This window comes from Spirosoma jeollabukense, from assembly GCF_054777855.1.
This window is the reverse complement of sequence record NZ_BAAHAD010000001.1, coordinates 1,059,287-1,080,617: the sequence shown is the minus strand read 5'-3', so window position 1 is coordinate 1,080,617 and position 21,331 is coordinate 1,059,287. Positions and strand designations below refer to the sequence as shown.

Sequence of the window (21,331 nt, the reverse complement as noted above, 5' to 3'; positions counted from 1 at the left end):
TGGGGTAGCAATTAGAAGTTGAACATCACACGGCCATAATAATAGGCACCATTGGAACCCTGTTGATTGTTGGAATATAGGTAGAAGCCCTGATTCTCAGAGCGCAGTATTTGAGGGTATTTATCGAAGATGTTGCTGCCGCCAATGGAGAACTTCACACTACGATTCAGGTCATAGCCAACGCTTAAGTCAAAAATTGCCTGTGGAGAAAACGTCTGGTCGTAAAAATTGCCATCGTTATCAGCAGATACAGACCGTTCTGTAACCGATCCATAGTACGTACCTCGCAGCATGGCGTTAAATTTATTGATACGGTAGGCAACGGAACCGATCAGTTTAGTTCGGGGAGTACCCGTTTCAAATTGCCCCACTACGTCGCGGCTGAGGTATTTGCCCACCACCTGCTCGGCCGAAAGATTCGCTACGTTCAGGTTCAGCGTTTTCCGGTTGAGGACCGTGTTCTTGCTGAAAATGGCAGCCAGGCTGAATGTAATGCTTTGGCCTCCTTTCAGATTGAGCGTGTAATTACCAACGGCCTCAAGTCCTTTAGACCGTACATCGGCCCCGTTGACGAAGAACTGAGCTTCCCCATCGCCGATCACTTCGCCGTAGTTATTGCCAACTTCCGATGCGTTGAAATAGCTGGTTCTGAAAATACGGTTGTCAACATCAATCTGATAGGCATCCAGGGTTACTTCCAGGCCCTGAGTAGGCTGGAAGGTAAGGCCAAAGCCATAGGTGCGGGATTGCTCCTGCTTCAACCCCTTGATGCCCAATACCCGTGCCGCCGTGCTGTTGGTTGGGTAGGTCGTTACGTCCAGCGGTTGTGGAATGCCATTGGCATCCGGCACGAAAGCCGTGGCTGTGTGCGTATAGTTCAACTCCTGCAACGACGGGGCGCGGAAGCCGGTGGCAAACGATCCGCGTAGCGACAGGGTTTTGGTGATGGAATACCGGGCCGCCAGTTTGGCGATCGTTACGCCACCGAAATCAGAGTAGTTTTCCAGTCGGAAAGCACCGGCCAGCAAGAATTTTCGCGTCAGTTCCAGTTCGGCGTCCAGATAGGCCGCCATCGTTGTTCTGAACTCATTCCGTTCGTTCTTGGGACCAAAACCAGCAAAGCACTGGCAGTTTGACGACAACGACTTAACCGTCACTTGCTGACCAGCATAAACCGACAATGGGTTGCCGTTGGCATCAACAATGGGGGCGCTGCTTGCATCTTCCAGCGGCTTGCCATCCGGGCCAACCAGCAGCCCATCTTTGCCCACTGTAAGGATACCCGCCGTTCCATAGCTATAGCTTTCTTCCTGACCTTTTATGATTTTGTAATTCTCTACGCGCATTTCAGCCCCAAAGGCGATGTTTAGCCCGTTCATCACTTCGTTGAAATACCGGGAGAAATCGAGGTTGGTCGAGTTTTGTGAGAACTGGTGCGTGCCCAGGTTCATGTTGACCGGCGAATTGGAGCCCAGCGAGGCATTGAACGTATTGACCATACCCAACCGCATGGTGTTTCTGCCGAACGTATTGCTGAAATCAACGCTGAAGTTGCCAATCTTGCTTTTAATGCCCACGGTGTTCGAAATGTCCGACGTATTGGAGGTCATCTGCGGCCGGAATCCGTTGGGGTAGAGCAGATAGTTGAACCGGTCCGTCTGCGCGGGACGGCGGAAATAACAGGAGAATCCTTCCAGGTATTTGTACGAAGCACCGCCAAAACTATAGATCGTTGTGGTCGGGTTTATCTCAAAACCTGCGTTGTAAAACGTGCTGCCGAGCGTAATAGCAGGCATACCGGCGTATACGGCGAAATCGGCCTTGGTCAGGCCGCGGGCACTCATCAGACCATCTTCGGTTTTCAGCGAGGATATTAATGACGTGTTACCGGCGACCTGCGCATTGATCAATTCAGGGTTGGTGATCACCGGATTACCCGCCTTGTCGGTTCTGAGGTTATTCAGGTACGTATTGTCAAAAAAGCCCCAGTCATTCACAAACGGACGTAGCGTTGGGCGACGTTGGGTAATCTGGCCCGAAATGTTGATGTAGCCTTTGTCGCTCAGTTTAAAGCCGTAGTTGGCGTCGAACTGATAGTTGAAGCCATCCGGTTTTCCCGATTTGGTCAGCGCGCCGGCTTGTCCGCCTGTATTGGCATAACCTCCGCCCGTGAGGCTGGCCGTCAGTTTATTCGTTCCTTTTTTCAGGATGATGTTCACAACCCCGGCCACCGCATCGGATCCATATTGGGCAGCAGCCCCATCGCGGAGAATCTCGACCCGATCAATTGCCGAAACGGGAATGGTCATCAAATCAACGGTGGTAGAGGGACTGCCGACCGCTGTTTCGGTGATGAGCAGGGCCGACGTATGGCGTCGCTTTCCATTCACCAGAACCAGAATCTGGTTGGGAGCCATATTCCGTAACTGAACGGGATCGACGTGGGAATTCAAATCCCCGCCCTGCGATCGAACGGCATTGAAGCTGGGCGCAACAAACGCCAGCATCTGCGCCAGATCCATCTGAGGAAGACTGCCCATTATATCCTTGATCGAAATAACATCGACTGGAACCGGCGATTCAATGATCGTGCGCCCAACGTTTCGGGTTCCCGTCACAATCAATTCGGTTAGTTCATTCACGTTCTCTTCCAGCGGAATGTCAAACGAGGTGCGGTCGCCTACTTTTATCTCCTGCGCTTTAAACCCGATGAAGCTAATCACCAGCACGTCGCTTGGCGCAGCTTCCAGCGAGAAAATGCCCTTATTATCCGTGGTCGCACCCTTTTTCGAATTGCCTTTTACCAGAACATTGACGCCCTGGAGGGCTTCGGACGTAATGCTGGTGTAGACCTTACCGGTAATTTTTCTGGATTGCGCCCAGGCGGTCGTGGGGCTTATAATGACGAGGGCAAACAGCAGCAGCACTACCGGAATGACATCATGTTTACGTAACTTTCTTTTCATGATTATGGGAGAATTAAGTTGGAAAACTCATGTTCAAGTACTGATTGCAGGTACTCTGCAACAGGCTCAGGGGATTGATTTCTCAATCTCTATTTTGATCGGTAATTCCCTGAGAAACGACCGCTCGAAAGACTGGAAAAAAACACCTTGTAGGGAAGAAATAAGAGAGTTGAGCCAGGTTCAGCCCTGTTAAGTTGAACTGATCGGTTGTGTCGTAGACTCGTTACGGTGCCAATTCTGTTGACGTCCTGATACAGGGCGCCCGCTGTAGTTGTTGGTTGCCGGGCAGGTAGGAGAGGTATAAAACATAATACCGGGCGAATACCTCCTGGACACTAAATTTCCAGCAATTTGAATACGCGCTATATGTTTCATGGCGTTTCAGGTTGTTAGTAAGGTGAATTTTTACGTATGGATAATGGAAAAATTTGGGCAAAAAACTACCTGAGGTCGATTTAGTAGACCTGCATCAGATACCTAGAAATTATGTTTATAATACGTTTGTGACTAATCCATTAATACTGGTTGATTAGCCATAAAATTCATGAATAGATATACCCTCCATTACCATTTGTGCGCACAAACTGAGAGTCTTTTCTTGTTGTACTTTGTCAAATATGCCAATTATAATTGTGTTAACAAATAAAAGAGCAAAATATAATATCTAATTGTCGGAATAATACAATATATGTCTGTCTGTAAAGCATGTATTGATAACACAAGCGGCCAATAGTCAATTTTCTGAGTACTTTTCTCCTGATATTACCTATGCCTTCTCGAGTAGTTATTTGGGCCAACGGGTAGTTTAGTTCGTCGATAAGCGGGAATTTACAGGGATTGGTTTTAACTTGGCAGTTAATCTTTATACTTAGTAGTCTTATCCATAAACAATACAGTAATCTACTAGTCTATGAAATATCTCTTCTTGACTTTAGGGATGATTTGGGTTATTTCAGCTCGTGCGCAAAACGCTCGTAATGCTGAGGAAGCCATGCATTTTATTAAATTGGGCAATACGTTACGAATGGTTGACAGGCCGCAGCAGGCAATCGCTTTGCTACTAAGGGCCTTACCCGCCGTGCAGGCTAAAGACACCTACATGGAAGCCGTGGCCTACGAGAATTTAGGATTTGCCTATAGCGAGCAGGAGAACAGCCAGGCGTCCCTGCGCTATTTTCAGAAGGCCCATCAATTGTACCAGAAATTAAACTTTAGTGCCAGTGAAACCGCCATGCGCCAGCTGATCGGGGAAGCGTCCAGTAAAGATCTGTATGCGGGTATTGACATTGGCGCGTCGGGCGTGAAACTGGCTATTTTTCGTACGTCATTCGAAAACGGCTTTTACAGCAAGGATGTCAAAGTCAAGCCGGTAGCTCCTAACGTAACGTTAGTTTCAGGAACCCCGCAATCGTTTCAAACGGGACAGGAAGTGCTCAGAACCTACCTGGATTCGATCCGGTATTACAAGATTCCTGCCGACCACGTTTATATGGCCTTTAGTAGTGGAGTCAACGAAACATTGGGCAAAACACCGGCCAAAAAGCGAAAACTATATGAGCTGTTTTCGACGCTTGTGGCGGCTAATTCACCCGACAGTTCATCGCTTGCCATCGATACTACGTTGACGGCTGCCCGCGAAGCCGAATTGTTTCTGGTTGGCTCTGTTCCCCGTAAGTTATGGACAACAACTTCCTGTATCGACATCGGCAGCGGTAACACAAAGGGAGGCTATTATGATTCGGATCGTCAGTTTCATCCAGTGAGTCTGCCGTTTGGAACAAAAACGCTGGCTAATCTGATCGATAATAATCGGTCGTTATCAATCGATGCCTACAAAGAGGAAGCGCAAAAGGTTATCAAAATGATCGCCGATACGACGCTAAATGTTGAGTTCAATACAACTAGCCCTGGTTTGCACCAGCGCAAAACCGTTGCTTTAGGCGGGGGTATTGCCTGGGCAATGACGGTGTACCTGCACCCTGAAAAAGCCGGAATGACCGCTGTACCGCTGACAATGAGCGATGTCGAGCGGTTTTCCCGGTTGGCCAGGACTGATTATCAGAGCCTGATTCACCCCGATCTGACTGATCTGATGGACCCGGTCGTGCGGAAGAAAGCGGAAACAGACCTTACCAATGCACAGAATCAGTTCAACGAAAAACAGCTTATTGCGGGTGCTTTACTGTTAGAATCTGTTTTCAAAGCATATACGAATACATCCATACCGAAGCGGTTTGTGTTTATCCGGGATTCAGATATTAGCTGGGTAACGGGTAAGTTCATCGAAACGCTTAACCAGAACTACGAGAAAGCAATGGCCAAAGGCGCGCGCTGATTCCTGTCATTGTATCAAGAGTTTTGTCTGAAGCCGTACCACGATACCAAACCGTGGTACGGCTTCCTTGCTTTTGGTTACGCGATTTTCTGGCCGGATGCCCATACGCCTTTCGTTTGTAAGGACGTATCGGTACGTACCAGATTCGCTACGTAGCCCGGCTGAATTTTGCCCAGTTGATCGCCCAGGCCGATAATTTCTGCGGGAATCACCGAGGCCATCCTCAATGCATTGGTCAGGGGAATACCTGCCTGTTCAACCGCGATTTTGACGCAGTCGATGAGCGTAATGGCCGAACCGGCCAGATTTGCTTCGTTGTTGACGTACCGGCCCGGCCCATTAGTATCGGGTTCAAAATGCACAACAAACTGCCCCAACTCGAACGTAGGCCGGGGTGGGTTGGCAAACAGCGCATCCGAAATCAGGAATAGTCGTTCGCCCAGAAGCCGGTAAGCAATGCGAATGGCGGTTGGGTTGCAGTGGTAACTGTCGGCAATGATGCTTGCCCGGATGGTGGGATGGTCAAAGACGGCGCCAACCACGCCCGGCTCGCGGCTCTCGAACCCGCGCATGGCATTGTAGAGGTGAGTTGCCAGCGGAATGCCTTCGTTGAAGGCTGCCGTTGCCTGCTGATACGTAGCGTTACTGTGGCCGAGTGAAAGGAGCGTATTGGCGTGTTTTAATCGGTTGATCGTATTTAATTGATCCGCTGTCAATATTTCGGGGGCCAGTGTCAGAATCCGGATAACATCGGCGTTGGTGCTGAAGAGTGTTTCCAGCTCCCCTTCGGCGGGTGTCCGAACGTAGGCCATGCTGTGTGCCCCCCGCTTGATAGGGTTGAAATAAGGTCCTTCGATGTGAATGCCCGGCACGCCCAGCGGATTTTCATTACGTACCGTTGCCACGGCTTCCATCGACTGCTGCATAATAGCAAGCGAGGTGGAGTGAATGGTGGGCAATAAGGTTGTTGTGCCATTTTTGGCGTGAGTTTCATAAATATGCCGAACCGTTTCGGGCGTGGGTTGGTCATTGAGGAAGAGAGTTGATCCACCATACAATTGCAGATCAATTAAGCCCGGAATGAGGTAATCGCCATTAAGGTCGGTAATCGCTACGTTGTCAGTGCTTTCTGCGGCTAAGGGGGACGTAGTAACCGCCTGAATCCGACCATTTTCGACACGTACCGACGCGCCGGTTAACCATTCATTGCCTGTGAAGACAGTAGCATTAATAAACTGATTCATGCGAAAAAGCGGGTTTCATTCCTGTGATATGTCAATTATGGCCGGAATGTAGCCGATTTTTCGTTTTTTTGCGAACTGGTTTGTGCCAGAATCAACTCGTTTTTCCTTTGAATGCTGTTCGCTTAACTCCTCCCATTGGTCCTGTTCGGGCCACGATTCCACTAGCTTCCTCGAAAAGTGAAAGCAACCGGGCACTCATCATCGACGCGCTGACTGGGTTCCAGTGTGACCTGCAAAATCTCTCGACCGCTCGCGATACACAGACGATGATTCGTCTGCTAAAGTCAGACGACGCGGTAGCCGACGTTCTGGATGCCGGCACAACCATGCGTTTCCTGACCGCTTATTTTGCCGCGACGGGCCAGAAAAAGACCATGACGGGCACTCCGCGCATGTGTGAGCGACCCATCGGCATTCTGGTCGATGCGCTCCGCACACTTGGTGCCGACATTACGTACCTGAAAAAAGAGGGTTATCCGCCTTTGCAGATCAACGGGTTTTCACCGGCTGAAAATAACCGGTTGCAGATTCGGGGTGATGTAAGTAGCCAGTATATCTCAGCGTTAGTGATGATTGCCCCAACGCTGCCTGATGGCCTGACCCTGGAACTGACCGGAGCCATTGGGTCGCGGCCTTACATCGAAATGACACTGGAACAAATGACGTATTTTGGGGCTGATGTTCAGGCCGATTGGGCGAAAAATATCATTACTGTTGGGCCAAAGCCATACGTAGCAAAACCGTACGCCATTGAATCTGATTGGTCAGGAGCGAGCTATTGGTATAGTGTAGCTGCCCTGGCCGACGACCGGGACGCCGGACCGCTCACCACCGAACTGGAATTATTGGGTCTGAAAGCCAAGTCGTTACAGGGAGACAGCGCCATCGTGGATATCATGCGGGCGCTGGGTGTAGAGAGTACCTTTACTGATTCGGGGGTTAAATTGACCAAATGCGCGCCGGAATCCTCACTGGAATGGGATTTCACAAACTGCCCCGATCTGGCGCAGACGGTTGCCGTTTGCGCAGCTATGAAAGGCATTCCACTGACATTGACCGGAATTGAAAGCCTGAAAATCAAAGAGACCGATCGCGTTGCGGCCCTACAAACCGAATTGCAGAAGATTGGGGCTGAGTTAGTTGAGGTAGAAACCAACGCTCGTTACATTGTTCGCCAGTTCAGCGTTCGTCCTAACTCGACGGCCGTCATCGCTACGTATGACGATCACCGCATGGCGATGGCCTTTGCTCCGGTAGCCATGCAGCAGGAAATCGTGATTGAGGAACCGGGCGTAGTCGCCAAATCGTATCCTAGTTTTTGGGACGACATGGCGCGGGTCGTAACAGTGGAGGCCGTTGCTTAAGCCATAAAAGATGGTTAACGAATTATAATGGACGTATTCCTACAGCTATGAAAGCACAGCTATAGGAATACGTTTGGCCTGTTCTTACTCAAGCGAGTTCCCTGATTTACAAAGGAAACCCATAATTCTTCGCCCATTTAGCTTTAATCTCCGCCCGAGCCTGAATGAATTCTTTATCGGTCCCCTGCGCAATGGCATCCAGCGGGAGACGTAGTGGCCGGGTCCCTTTTTCCATATTGATCAGTTCAAGAACGCCATCGGCAATGGTTTGTGGGTTCATATTAAACTCAGCCATTTTGCCAAATAGCCCAGCGCCAATGGCATTGAATTTTTGAACCGCAGCATCACCATATTCAGCGATAATATCCGCTCTGTCGGCATTTATGGCGGCTTTGCTGCCATTGTTCATTTCGGTTGGATAGACGCCCGGCTGAATCGTTACGTTCTCGATGCCAAAATCTTTTAACTCATCCTGTAAGCCCTCCGTAATCGTCTCTACCCCAAATTTCGACAGGAGATACGGAATCATGAACGGAACCGTAAAGCCACTGGCCCCTGACGTAAGGTTGATAATGAGTCCGTTATGGGCGGCCCGCATGGAAGGCAACACGGCCTGGTAGGTACGTAATACCCCAAACAGGTTTACGTCCAGCATTTTCTGAATCTGCTCCAATGAATAGCCTTCTAGGAGACCAAACCCCGTCATTGCCGCATTATTGACCAGCACATCAATCTTGCCATACTTCGCCAGTACGGTTTTTACTGCCTGATTTACAGATTCCCCGGAGGTTATATCTATATCTACTACGTCTACGTTGGGCAGTGCGGCTAACTCAGTTGCTACGTTAGCATTCTTACCGATTGTACCCCGCATACCAGCAATGACAGTGTGGCCTTCGTTGGCGAGTGTTTGCACCATTAATTTACCAAAACCGGTACTCGTTCCTGTTATTAAAATTACCTTTTTCATTGTCTTTTGTGTTCAAATCAATTGATAAATTGATGACACAAAGGTGCAATAACAGGCAGCTTCACTCCCTTGATATTTGATAAAAAAGCACTTGATATTTATCAAGAGTTTTAAATTATTGGCTTGAAAGTGAGAGGTTTATTTAGGGAAGATTTGGTTCGTTAGGCAATTGAAGGAACTTATTTTTTAAGCAATTGATGTCTGACGCGGCTAAGTGTTTCAGGCGAAATGCCCAGATAGGAAGCAATCATACTTTGTGGCACACGATTCGCCAGTTGGGGCGAAGTTTTAAGGAAATTCTCGTATTTCTCTTCGGCCGTATAGCTGATCGACGCGTGAATTCTGTTTTGCAGGGCCACAAAACTCTTAGCCAAAATGCCGTTTATCAGTTCATTGAAAGCCGGGATTTCGTGGCAGATGTGCAGGAAGTTCTCATGGGTAAATAGCAACACAACCGAATCTTCCAGTGCGTCGATATTCGATTGAGCGGGCGTGCTGGATAACAGGCTTTCGCGGTCACCCGTCCACCAGTTCTCAATCGAAAATCCCAGAATGTGTTCCTGCCCTTTATCATCGACCCGATACGTCCGCAAACATCCCTTGCAGACGAAAGCATCATATTTCCAGCTATCGCCCGCCTGCAAAAGATATTGTCGCTTGCGAAGTTTTTTGATAATGCCGAGCGACTTTATCAACTCAAGCTCTTCGTCGGTAATCGGAATTTTGCTGCTTAGATAGCTTTTGAAGACATCGAACATATAGACATTGTAACAACGCCCGAAAGATATCCATTCCTGGGCCTTTCAACAAGCGTTGTTAGCCTACGCTATTCAGACTTAGTCAGTTCTTTAGCCTGGGGTTTCAGCAAACCAAGTAACGCATCGGAGCCGATCTGCACACCCCAGGGGAGGCCCGCCAGATCGACCATGTAATTGCCGTTGTGATTGGAGAACGGTGTTGCTTTTCCTTCTTTTCTTGCTGCCAGTACCATATCCAGGGGCGCTGTTCCAACGAATATAAAATCGTAAACGGATTTTTTGTTGTCCAGCACAAGGTGATGGAAATCTTCGGATCCCATGGCTGTTGGAAAGCCGGACGTTATAAGGCTGCCTTTCTTCACGACTCGTTGCAACGTGGCGTTTACTTTACTTACCAGCGCCGAATCATTGACAACGGGGAACGAATACCCCTTTTTCTTCATGATCGGGAAAAGCCCCATTGGCAGACCGTTACTGATAGCGATGCCACTGTCAATTCGACTAACGCCATCGAACAAAAGCTTTCGCGTCTCGGGCTTTAACCACCGGAAATTCACTTTAACCAATGCCGAAGCGGGTATTACGTTGTTGTCCTGACCCGCCTGAACCGAGCCAACCGTCAGTACGGCCGGTGTCTGTGGATCGTTACTCCGGCTAATGATCGTTTGGTATTGGAGAATGGCCTCACTGGCCATAATGATCGGATCTTTAGCCGTTTGTGGCGACGAGCCATGACCGCCCACACCCCGGAACGTCACATCCAGTTGATCCGTACCGGCCATACGCGTGCCGGGGAGATTCATGACCATGCCGGTTGGAAACGGGCCGGTATGCATCGCCAGTAAATAGTCGGGTAGCGGGACGTGTTTAATGAATAGGCTGTCTTCCCGCATGGCGCGGGCGCCCATAATCGGCTCTTCGGCAGGTTGTGCTACCAGCACGAGAGTACCTTTCCATTCCTGCTGAAGCGTTTTCATGACTTTAGCAATGCCCAGCAACCACGTAACGTGCGCGTCATGTCCGCAGGCATGCATCGTTGGTACTTCGTTGCCATCGGGCAGTTTTACGGTAGCGGTGCTGGCGTAGGCCAGACCCGTTGTCTCTTTAACCGGCAGCGCATCCATATCCCCGCGAAACATTACGGTTGGTCCTTCGCCGTTTTTCAGAATGCCTACTACGCCCGTTTTACCAATGCCCGAATAAACCTTGTAGCCCAAACTAGTGAGTTCTTTCGTAATAATGCTGGCTGTCCGCACTTCCATAAAACCCAGTTCCGGATGGGTGTGCAGGTCTTTAAACATCGTCACCAAACGTACCGAATCGGTATAGGCCAGCTGGCGAACTTTATCCAACAGGGCCGTCGAAGGTTGGGCGAACGAAGCAGACCAACCGAACGCAAGCGCAAGAAAAGTAAGAAAAAATGACTGCTTTTGATCCGGAAAACGAAACGTTATCATGCGTGATACAGTAGAATGCATGACAATGTACTAAAAAAAACTATCCTTTTGTAGTTGCTAACTTTGAAGATTTTTTGTTATAATATTTCGTATAATTTACTATTTGAAAAATAATATTCTATACAAGGGCCGAGAACTCTACGCACTGAAGTGATTCGAGAAATTACTTCAGTGCGTTTCTGACTTCATGTTGCCGCCCATAAATATAGCGTAAGGCAATGCCAACCCCCCAGCCTGTGCCGTTTGCGGTAACGACGGCTTGCTGTTCGGACTTGTTGTTGACCGTATAGAGCAAATCAGAGCGTAGTGCGTCACTGAGGCCCCAGTATTTACGGACGTAGCAACCCAATTCCAGAAAAGATGACAAACGAGCTGAATAATCAACGCCCAATTCGGCAAGGCCGCTGATCCTGTTGAAGGTCGTTGTGCTGTTAGTGAGTCGTAACGTATCGGTTGAACGAACTCGGCCACTGTTGCGGGAACTGTAGCCAATCAGTTTAAAGTCGTCCATGGGTCCAGAACCGTTCGGTACAATCCAGGCACCGGCCGTGAGCCAGAATCCCGTACCATTTGCCGATTTTTTACCCGAGCCGATCCGTCGTTTCAGCCGTAGGGGAATACCGGAACCACTATTCTGATAATCGAAAATAAGTGGCGTCTGGCCGTTGGCAATGGTTATGTTCAGGTGGATAGGGGAATGTGAATAGCCCGTTTCAACAGCCCACGCGTTTCGGTACGTATATCCGAGTAATACGCCCCAGAACGGTTTTGTCTGAGTAACATTGCTGATCAAGCCGTTGAATGAATTTGTTAATGTACTGCCATCGGAACGGAATCCGCCTTCAGCACCAACATACCACGTCTGCACTTCACGAAGTTGGTGAAACAGCGGATTGTCGGCATCCGGACCATTGTGGTATCGGGCGGTCGATGGTGTGCGGGTTGGTTGGTAGGGCGTATACCGCTGATCTGGGTCAGGGGTAATTATTTGCCGACGTTGGGCCGGGGGCGTGTAATAGTTCGTATCAGTCACGACTTCCTGCGCCAGCGCCGATACCGATAAGCCGAATGAAAATGCAAGAAGGAAGATGTGTTTCATACTAAAATAGGAGTATGGTCGGACGAGTAGGGCTACAATACTAATTACGCAGGTGCTACTACCTTCGTTGCGGCTAGTGAATTACCGTTCACTTTTTCGCAATCGGTCACTCGATTTGCGTAGTTCGTCAATGACCACGTGACCTGGTAGCCTGACCTTTGTTGTGTACTAATCAACACACGAACGTCATGAATGCCACACCAACTATCCTCGTTTTAGGCGCAACCGGAAGCATCGGCTACGCTGTAACGGCTAACCTCCTCGCCCGCAGATTCCCTGTTACGGTCCTTGTCCGCAATCGGTCCAAAGCCGAGGCCTTGTTCCCTAATGAGCCAACGCTCACTATTATTGAAGGGGATGTGCAGGATGCGGGGTTGCTCAATCAGCTTGCTGCTGATAAAAATTTCATTTTCCACGGCATTAACTACCCCTACAACAAGTGGTTCGGAAACATGGACACGGCTACACAGAAGATCATCAACGCGGCTGCTCAAAACCATGCTACGATTGTGCTCCCCGGTAACGTCTACAATTTCGGGAATACGAAAGAGCCCATTCGGGAAGACAGTCGTCCGAATCCCTGCACAAGAAAAGGTCAGCTACGCGTTGAGATCGAAGCCATGCTGGAACAGGCCGCCAACGCTGGAAAGTGCAACGTACTGAATGTCCGGCTACCCGACTTCTGGGGACCCAACGTCTTGAATGAGGGTATAAGACCCATCTTCGAAAATGCGCTGAATGGTAAAGCCATGCCCTGGATTGCGAACGCTGATATTCCGCATCAGGTGGTTTATACGAAGGATGCCGCTGAAATTATTGTCCGGCTGATGATACGGCAGTGGGACTCTCCATCTACCATACCTTATGAAGTTTGGAATTATGGTGGAACGACGGTGCCATCCATGCGGACGTGGTTTGGGCAAATTAGTGCCCAAACCGGTAAACCGCTGAACGTGCAGCTACATAGTCGATTTTTATTCAGCGTGTTAGGCTTATTCATGCCTGTTATGCGGGAAGTGAAAGAGATGCTGTATCTCTACGAGAACACAATCATACTCGATGATAAAAAAGTGTTGGCTTTATTCCCGGATTTCCAGCCGACGCCCATGAATCAGGCACTAACCGAAACGCTGACCTGGTTTGCGGAGAACCAGTTGAAGCGACCATTTACACCCGCAGTTGGTACAAATTAATCGCCCTTATCTCAACAGTCATTCCTATTAATCGTACGAAGAAACATGAAAACGCTATTGAAATCCGAAGAATTGTTCCAGTTTCTGGGTGCTATTTACCTTTTCTCCCGGTTGAGTTTCGCCTGGTGGTGGTTCCCCGCCCTGTTATTGGTCCCTGATCTGAGCATGATTGGTTATGTCATTAATCCAGCGGTTGGCGCAGTCTTGTATAACCTTGTCCATCACAAAGGTCTGGGTATTGTTATTGGATTAATTGGCCTGATGATGGGTATGCAGACGCTGATGCTGGCTGGCATTATTCTCTTCGCTCATTCGAGTATGGATCGTATGTTTGGTTACGGCCTGAAATACTTCGACAGTTTCAAGCACACGAGTTTAGAGAGCCTGTAAGTAGCGTCAACGACACGGTACACTGTCGCGGGACGTGTGCGCTACGTTACGCTTGCGCAAGCCGATAGGCTCCGGGCGTAACACCTGTCCACTTCTTGAACGATCGAAAGAATACACTCGGCTCAGCGAAACCCAGCAGATAGGCGATATCGGTTGTACTCAGATTTGCTTCCTGAAGGTGCTTGACCGCCAGCTCTTTCCGAATCTCGTCCAGCAGTTGCTGATACGTAGTGCCCTCTTCCTTGAGATGCAGTTGAAGCGTACGGACACCCATTGCCAGTTGATCGGCTACGGTTGCCAGCGTTGGTTCTTCCCCCTTCATGATCGTGACGATTTTTGATTTAACGCGGGTGGTCAGAGATGGGGCTTTGAGCCGATTGAGAATGTCGGCAGCGTGTTTCTCAAAGAGTATCGATAAGCTGGGGCTGGCGTTTAAAACCGGTAAATCAAGCAAAGTCGCATCAAGAACCATCTCGGTTTGGGGAGCGTCAAACGTCAGACGGGCGGGGGCAAATACGCGTTCGTGCTCGCGGATATCGGCGGGACGCGGGTAGGAAAAACGTATTTCAGTAGCGTTAACGGGATACCCGATCAAGGCCCGAATAGCGGCCAGATAAATCGATAGTTCGGAGTTTAGGGTATGATCCAGGTAAATTATCGCTGAACTGGTTATTTCGAGTGATAGGGTAAACGAATGGCCAGATTGCCGACCAGTTGTGCGAATCCCTTCACAAACAATATCCTGATACTGACAGAGCTTCTCAAAGGCCTTTCCCAACGTGGGGCTGTGCATCATTACGTAGGACAGTACGCCAAACGCAACGGGATTGATCATTTCACCAAGTTTCAGGGCAATATTCGGGTCGCCGGTAGCGGCTGTGACCTCGCGCCATAACGCCTGCACCTGCCGAACTTCTACGCGGCCGTCTGGGTCACGCAATTGCTCTGGACTGATGCCCACCAGCTGAGACAGCACCTTCGTATCGGCCCCTAACTGGCTGGCCGCAAACAGAATCAGGTTAATGGAAGCTACAGAAAGTGTATCGTTGGAGGGTGTCATTTACCGAAAAATACGATCGTGTGAAACAAGCAAGTCGGGAAAAATACCGCTGGGAATTTCGCCCGATTCATAAACGTCTACTAAGGCGTATTCCCCATCTTCCAGTACGTAAACGTTGACCGCCTTTTCTTTAGGCTGAACAATCCAGTATTCGCGCACACCCGACTCCTGGTATAGATTAAATTTCTCGTTGAAATCATTTTTCGCCGTTCGGGGGGATATAATCTCAATAATCCAATCGGGAGCACCCAGACACCCGTCATCATCTAGTTTGCTGAGATCGCATATGACGCAGATGTCAGGCTGAACGACCGTATGTAGCTGATCTGGCTTACGCTCATTACGTACAGGCAAACGAACATCAAAAGGAGCATCATATACCTTGCAGGATTTGTCTTCAAAATACTTCAGTAAGGCAAATTCCAAATTCACTGAAGCATCCTGATGTTTACGCTTTGGCGCAGGAGACATTCGGTAAATTTTCCCCTTGATCAATTCAACTCTTTCGTCGAACTGCCATTTCAGGTAGTCGGCATACGTGTACGTACCGTTGGGATCGAGTTGTGAGATATCGGTAATCATGAACTGTGTCGGGCGATTTCGTTACGCAAGTTCCTAAAATAGTCTGATGACCGCAACAACCGGCTGCCATACCACGAAAACAACTCACCATCCACAACCACTACGTATGCTGATGGGCAGATTACCTGTACTTCAGCAACGTGTTTTTCCGCAAATGGATAGGGTTCCGATGACAGGAAAATCAAGTCGGGTTGAGCCACTTTCAGGTCGTTGGCTGTGATTTCGGGATAGCGCGTTCGATCGGCAAAAACACTCTGAAAACCAGCAACTTCCAGCATGGCATGGATGAAAGTAGCGTTAGCGGCTACCATATACGGCTTACGCCAGATGAAATAAGCGACTGAGGGGCGAGGGACAGGGGGTAAGGAGAATAGGGTTAATTCAATAGCACGGGTTAGTTGCTTGGCCTCGGCGCTTTTGCCTACTAATGCACCTACCTCCCGAATCATGGCCAGCGCATCGGGAAGGCTTGCCACATCGGTGACATGAACAACGTATTGACTCTGAAGCTCCTCGATTTCTTCACGCGTATTTTCTTCTTTATTCGCAATAATCAGATCGGGACATAGTGATTTTATCTTGTTGAGATCCAGGGTTTTAGTCCCTCCTACGATTGCTTTATTCCTAACTTTAGTGACCGGATAAATGCAGAATTTTGTGATGCCCACAATTGCCTCATCCAGACCTAGATCAAACAATAATTCAGTCTGCGATGGAACGAGTGAAATAATGCGTTTGGGGGGCATAGGGCAGACATTCAGTGGCATAAAAAGCCGATTTAGCACCGATTTAACTGCTTTTAACAAGATTTTGGCGGTGAGTCGAGAATTTTGTGCAACGTTTACTCTATCAATTGCTCATTCTACCATGAAAAAATACCTATTCTCTGCACTCGTGGCTAGCTTATTGTCCACGACGCTGTATGGCCAGACAACGACCTCGGCATCTGGTAAAATTACGTATGAAGGCATGCGCCAGATCGATCGGTCGCAAATGCGCATGGTCATTAACGGGCAGGAAGTTCGGCCGGGAAGCCCCGGTGCACCCGATGCACCCGAAGGCGCGCCGGAAGTAGTATCATTTACGCAGAAACTCGTTTTCTCCGGCACAATGGCCAAGGAAGAACGCGACCGTCCCCAGGGGGGCATGATGTTCCGGCGACAAATGGATGGTAATGCTTCAGCGGGCGGAGATGGGCAGCGGCCACAACGTACCGGCCCACGCATGAGCCCCCCTTTTGAACAGGAAACCTTTCTGGACTTGGCCAATCGAAAGCGAATCGACCTGCTAACTATAAAGAAGGATTCATTGACGAAAGAGATGTATCGCTCTGAAAAACCCATGCCAGCCGCGACGGATTGGGTAGCGAGTGATAAAACCAAGAAAATTGCGGGCTACATGTGCCACAAAGCCACCGCTACCCACCGGAAGATGCCTTATACAATCTGGTACACCACCGATCTGCCGTTTACCTACTCGCCCGTTGCTGATTTGACACCTCCTCAGGGCGTGGTCTTGCTGATTGAATCGGACAATGAATCCTACAAGGCAACCGGTGTTTCGATGGAAGCGGTTGCCGCTAGCGCCGTTCAGCCGCCAGCGGATGCCAAAACTGTTACGTCGGAAGAAATGGATCAATTACGCCGAAAGGGTATGGCCGATTTCAGGCAGAAAATGATGCAGAATGGCGGCTTTCAGGGTCGGAACTGAATAAAAATGATTACTGGCTGAAAATGCACAAGGTATAATGAAAAATGGACCTTTTGGCCCCGACTGCATAATGAAAAGACGAACTGCAAAAAGATGGTTGCTGGGGAGCGTATTATGCATTTTACATTTTACACTATTCATTACCAACGGGTTCGCGCAAACGATCCGGGGCGCCGTTGTCGATTCTGTGAGCCGGAAACCGCTCATGGAAGCATCGGTATCGCTGCTTTCGGGCAAAGATTCGTCGCTTGTTTCGTTCGGCATAACGGATGGTGATGGGAAATTTGAATTCCTGAAAGTCGTAGAAGGACAATATCGGCTGCTGGTAACGTATGTGGGCTACCGTGGCCGTTCCAAGCGGATCTCTGTCACGAAAAGCGACCCTGTTACTGATGCCGGAACCATCGATATCGTGGCGCAATCGCAAACCCTCACGGAAGTATCGGTACAGGGCGAACGCGCCCCCATTGCCGTAAAGGGCGATACGCTGGAATTCAATGCCGGATCGTTTAAAACCCGACCTAACGCTCAGGTCGAGGATTTGCTCAAGAAACTGCCGGGTGTTGAAGTCGACCGCGATGGAAATGTGAAAGCACAGGGACAAGCTATTACAAAAATACTGGTCGATGGGAAGCCCTTCTTTGGCAATGACCCAAAAATGGCTACCCGAAATCTCCCCGCCGATATCATCGACAAAGTACAACTCTTCGACCAATCTTCAGAGCAATCGGCTTTTTCGGGCGTGGATGACGGTGATCGGGAGAAAACGATCAACATCACGACCAAAAAAGACAAACGCAAAGGGTCATTTGGTCAGCAGACCATTGGCGCTGGGCCAAAGCCCGGCGATGACGCCCGCTATTCGGGCCGGGTGAGCCTGAACCAGTTCAATAATGGCCGTCAGATTTCAGTGCTGGGCATGGCCAATAATGTCAACCAACAGGGCTTCACCGCGAGTGATTTAGGTCTTGGCAATAACTTCGGTGGTGCTGGACAAGGCCAGGGTGGTGGAGGGGGCAGCAACGTAGTGCGGGGTGGCGCCGGTGGCGGAAGTGGTAATGGCGCGGGTCAGGTGGGTAGCAATGCTATTACGCAGTCGTGGGCCGCCGGGATCAACTACCGGGATGGCTGGGGTAAAAAAGTTGACGTTGTCAGCAGTTACAACGCCAGCAATACCAACACGCTCACCAACCAGCAAAGCCATCGGGAAAACGTCATTCCCAGTGGTACGTCGGGCACAACAACCCGGCCTGATGCCGGATTTGTACGCGATCAGACGAACGGTTCCGACAATACCAACACCAACCAGCGGGTTAACCTCCGGCTCGATTACCGGATTGATTCATTGACAACGATTCGGGTTATTCCGAGCCTGTCGTGGATAAATTCAAATTACAACAATCAAAGTGAAGCGAGAACTGTCACCAACGAAGGCGTTATGGCCAACTCGAGTGTGACCAATTATACCTCGGCGGGCAACGGTTTTACAGGAAATAATTCGCTGCTGCTGTTCCGTAAATTTCGCAAGAAAGGCCGGAGCTTTTCGGTGAACTGGACGATTGGGGCCAACAACCAGAATAACGAAGGGATCAATAAATCGATAAACCAATTTAATGGATCATCCACGAGTCTGACGTCCGGCATCATCACGAAAGACACGCTAACGGGCATCACCACGCAGACCGTCAATCAGCGCAACAATCAGCAGACGCGTTCGATGACCAACACGATCAACGTAAGTTATACCGAGCCGCTTTCGCTACGTCAAACGCTTGAATTCCATTACAATCTGTCCGACAACCACAATACGTCGAACCGGGCGGTGAATGATTTCAATGGCCTGACAAATCAGTACGATCAGTTGAATCCTCAGCTAAGTAACAACTTCATAAACGATTACATAACGAATCGGGGTGGACTGACATGGCAGACTAAACGGCTGAAATACACTTACGCGCTGGGGCTGGATGCGCAGCAGGCAAGTTTGAATTCGGACAACCTGAGCCTGGAAACTAATTTGAAAACTAACCTAAATCGGTCGTTTTCGAATCTATTACCCAATGCCTTGTTTACTTATAATTTCGGGAAGAGCCGAACATTGCGGGTGAATTATCGTACTCGGATCAACGCGCCATCGGTCAATCAGTTGCAACCCGTAGCGAACAATACAAACCCACTGAATATCCAGCGGGGTAATGCTGATTTGCAACCCGAATACGCGCACACCATCTCGCTGAATTATAATCGATTCGATGCGGCAACGTTCCGCAATACGTTCGTCTTTTTGAACGCGAGTCGGACGAACAATAAAATCGTCAATTCAACGGAGTTCACGTCAACGGGCGCGCAGACAACCACACCTGTGAATACCAATGGCTATTACACCATCAATGGGTCGCTGGTGCTGGGACGACCGCTTAAATTGGGTGCGCAGAAAACAAATCTCAATTTGTCGACCAACCTGACGCACAATCAGGGAACGAGCTTCATAAATAGACAATCGAACCGGGCTACCAACTGGCTGATTGGCCAGGGCGCTACGATAAGCTCAAATTTTACGGAGAAACTGGACCTGAATCTGTCGGGAAATATCAACTGGCAATCGGCTAAGTATTCACTGCAACCGCAGCAGAATACGACTTTCCTGAACCAGACGGTTACGCTCGATGTCTACTACCAATTGCCGCTCCGGTTTACCTTCTCGACCAATGTGTACTACAATCATTACGGCGGTAGCTCGGCCAGCTTCAACCAGTCGTATACACTTTGGAATGCTACGTTGGCCCGGCAGTTGTTCAAGCAAAATCAGGGGGAATTGCGGTTCCAGGCGTTCGATTTGCTGAACCAGAACCAGAGCATCGTGCGGAATGTAACGGATACGTACACGGAGGAAGTTCGGAGCCGCGTGCTGAACCGCTATTTTATGATCAGCTTCGTGTATAACCTGCGTAAGTTTAATGCAGGCGTTACGCCACCGAGAGACCCATTCAGTCAGCCACCGAGAGGGCAGGGGGGACAACGCGGTCAGGGAGGAGGTTTCCGCCGAAACGAATAAACAAAAGTAGGTTGATAGAAAAGGCCAGTCGCTACGTAGCGACTGGCCTTTTTGTTGCCTGGCGTAGGCATTTGCTGGTGCCTATTGAATTCACCTAGTTCAAACTGATGTTTTTTGCGTTTCTATAGATATTATTGATGATTTTTGCAATCCGAATCACTATGTCTATATCGTTTTAGTGATTTAGTCGGGTTATAGACATACCAAATCACCTGCATTCGCTTAGCCAATGAATATTCAGCAGTTAGAATACATTACCGCCGTCGATAATTTCCGTCATTTTGTTCAGGCCGCCGACCACTGTAACGTTACCCAGCCTACCCTGTCTATGATGATCAAAAAACTGGAAGAGGAACTGGGTGTAAAGATTTTTGACCGCACCAAGCAACCCATTATCCCGACACCCATTGGGCGGCAACTTATTGATCAGGGCAAAGTGATACTTCGCGAAGCAGGTCGGCTAAATGAACTGGCCCGACATTATAACGGGGATTTATCGGGGGAACTGAAAATCGGTGTGATTCCTACCATCGCTCCCTATTTATTGCCGCATTTTGTACAGGCGTTTATTCAGCAGTATCCTGAAATCCGTCTGCACATTTCGGAAATGATCACCGAACGAATCGTTAATGAATTAAAGACGGGTAACCTGGATGTGGGCATTGTAGCTTCGCTGTCAGACGATCCGGCGTTACAGGAAATCCCACTCTATAAAGAGCGGTTTTACGCGTATGTTTCGGAAAAAACAATGCTGTACAACAAGCAATATATTTTGCCCAGCGATATAGAGCCCAACGAGCTTTGGCTGCTGGAGGAAGGTCACTGTTTCCGTACTCAAATCCAGAAACTTTGCGAATTGAGCCGAAACAGCACATTTGGCAGCAGTTTCAATTATAAGTCAGGAAGCATCGAAACCCTGATGCGAATGGTTGACCGGAACGGCGGCATCACCATTTTGCCCGAACTGGCGGTGGCTGAACTCCCGGAGGATCGCCAAAAATACATACGGAACTTCCAATTTCCGGAACCCACTCGGGAAGTATGCCTGGCCGTGAACCGTGAGCAGGTCAAGACCCGACTGATAGATGTATTGAAAACCTGCATTTTGGAATACGTTCCAGAGCAACAAAGTTTCAATCGCTGAAACA

At 49.2% G+C, this 21,331-nt stretch carries 16 protein-coding genes; 7 read left to right on the top strand and 9 right to left on the bottom strand.

Annotated elements, in window-relative coordinates:
• Positions 1-11 precede the first annotated feature (11 nt).
• Entirely contained in the window at positions 12-2,966 is a 2,955-nt protein-coding gene (locus ACYVEA_RS04380) for a TonB-dependent receptor (RefSeq protein ID WP_461112110.1), read from the bottom strand.
• Positions 2,967-3,876: 910 nt separating this feature from the next.
• On the opposite strand from ACYVEA_RS04380, the gene ACYVEA_RS04375 reads away from it, so the two are divergent.
• Positions 3,877-5,301: a tetratricopeptide repeat protein gene (locus ACYVEA_RS04375; protein WP_461112109.1), complete on the top strand. Its 1,425-nt coding sequence runs from the start codon at positions 3,877-3,879 to the stop codon at positions 5,299-5,301.
• Between the two features lie 77 nt (positions 5,302-5,378).
• Here the strand turns inward: ACYVEA_RS04375 and nagA are convergent, their stop codons facing one another.
• Positions 5,379-6,545 carry an N-acetylglucosamine-6-phosphate deacetylase gene (nagA, locus tag ACYVEA_RS04370; RefSeq protein ID WP_461112108.1) on the bottom strand — a complete coding sequence of 389 codons (1,167 nt, stop codon included), beginning with the start codon at positions 6,543-6,545 and terminating at the stop codon, positions 5,379-5,381.
• Between the two features lie 107 nt (positions 6,546-6,652).
• On the opposite strand from nagA, the gene ACYVEA_RS04365 reads away from it, so the two are divergent.
• Positions 6,653-7,909: a 3-phosphoshikimate 1-carboxyvinyltransferase gene (locus ACYVEA_RS04365; protein ID WP_461112107.1), complete on the top strand. Its 1,257-nt coding sequence runs from the start codon at positions 6,653-6,655 to the stop codon at positions 7,907-7,909.
• A gap of 106 nt (positions 7,910-8,015) precedes the next feature.
• Here the strand turns inward: ACYVEA_RS04365 and ACYVEA_RS04360 are convergent, their stop codons facing one another.
• The 4 genes from ACYVEA_RS04360 to ACYVEA_RS04345 all read right to left on the bottom strand — a co-directional run bounded on the left by ACYVEA_RS04360 (position 8,016) and on the right by ACYVEA_RS04345 (position 12,193).
• Entirely contained in the window at positions 8,016-8,879 is an 864-nt protein-coding gene (locus tag ACYVEA_RS04360; protein ID WP_461112106.1) for an SDR family oxidoreductase, read from the bottom strand.
• A gap of 179 nt (positions 8,880-9,058) precedes the next feature.
• Complete coding sequence (locus ACYVEA_RS04355) at positions 9,059-9,637, bottom strand: Crp/Fnr family transcriptional regulator (RefSeq protein WP_461112105.1); 579 nt, start codon at positions 9,635-9,637, stop codon at positions 9,059-9,061.
• Positions 9,638-9,705: 68 nt separating this feature from the next.
• Complete coding sequence (locus tag ACYVEA_RS04350) at positions 9,706-11,094, bottom strand: amidohydrolase (RefSeq protein ID WP_461112104.1); 1,389 nt, start codon at positions 11,092-11,094, stop codon at positions 9,706-9,708.
• Positions 11,095-11,257: 163 nt separating this feature from the next.
• Positions 11,258-12,193: a hypothetical protein gene (locus ACYVEA_RS04345; RefSeq protein ID WP_461112103.1), complete on the bottom strand. Its 936-nt coding sequence runs from the start codon at positions 12,191-12,193 to the stop codon at positions 11,258-11,260.
• 188 nt (positions 12,194-12,381) lie between these two features.
• Here ACYVEA_RS04345 and ACYVEA_RS04340 point away from each other — a divergent pair, with 188 nt between their 5' ends.
• Together ACYVEA_RS04340 and ACYVEA_RS04335 are read left to right on the top strand one after the other, a co-directional pair.
• On the top strand, positions 12,382-13,386 hold the full coding sequence (locus ACYVEA_RS04340; RefSeq protein WP_461112102.1) for an NAD(P)H-binding protein: 1,005 nt from the start codon (positions 12,382-12,384) through the stop codon (positions 13,384-13,386).
• 45 nt (positions 13,387-13,431) lie between these two features.
• The gene (locus ACYVEA_RS04335; protein WP_461112101.1) at positions 13,432-13,776 is read left to right on the top strand and encodes a DUF4260 domain-containing protein; all 345 of its coding nucleotides are present in this window, start codon (positions 13,432-13,434) and stop codon (positions 13,774-13,776) included.
• Positions 13,777-13,822: 46 nt separating this feature from the next.
• On the opposite strand, the gene ACYVEA_RS04330 is transcribed toward ACYVEA_RS04335, so the two are convergent.
• From ACYVEA_RS04330 to ACYVEA_RS04320, 3 genes are read right to left on the bottom strand one after another with little or no spacing between them, the layout of a single operon-like run.
• Positions 13,823-14,836 carry an AraC family transcriptional regulator gene (locus ACYVEA_RS04330; protein WP_461112100.1) on the bottom strand — a complete coding sequence of 338 codons (1,014 nt, stop codon included), beginning with the start codon at positions 14,834-14,836 and terminating at the stop codon, positions 13,823-13,825.
• A complete protein-coding gene (locus ACYVEA_RS04325) occupies positions 14,837-15,418 on the bottom strand; it encodes a Uma2 family endonuclease (RefSeq protein ID WP_461112099.1) in 582 nt (193 codons plus the stop codon).
• Positions 15,415-16,164 carry a helical backbone metal receptor gene (locus tag ACYVEA_RS04320; RefSeq protein WP_461112098.1) on the bottom strand — a complete coding sequence of 250 codons (750 nt, stop codon included), beginning with the start codon at positions 16,162-16,164 and terminating at the stop codon, positions 15,415-15,417. Before ACYVEA_RS04320 ends, ACYVEA_RS04325 begins: the two co-directional genes overlap by 4 nt.
• A gap of 121 nt (positions 16,165-16,285) precedes the next feature.
• Between ACYVEA_RS04320 and ACYVEA_RS04315 the strand changes: the two genes are divergently transcribed.
• From ACYVEA_RS04315 to ACYVEA_RS04305, 3 genes are all read left to right on the top strand, one after another.
• A complete protein-coding gene (locus ACYVEA_RS04315) occupies positions 16,286-17,128 on the top strand; it encodes a GLPGLI family protein (protein WP_461112097.1) in 843 nt (280 codons plus the stop codon).
• Positions 17,129-17,198: 70 nt separating this feature from the next.
• Positions 17,199-20,183 carry an outer membrane beta-barrel protein gene (locus ACYVEA_RS04310; RefSeq protein WP_461112096.1) on the top strand — a complete coding sequence of 995 codons (2,985 nt, stop codon included), beginning with the start codon at positions 17,199-17,201 and terminating at the stop codon, positions 20,181-20,183.
• 229 nt (positions 20,184-20,412) lie between these two features.
• Positions 20,413-21,327, top strand: coding sequence for a LysR substrate-binding domain-containing protein (locus ACYVEA_RS04305; protein WP_461112095.1), 915 nt, complete (start codon positions 20,413-20,415; stop codon positions 21,325-21,327).
• Positions 21,328-21,331 lie beyond the last annotated feature (4 nt).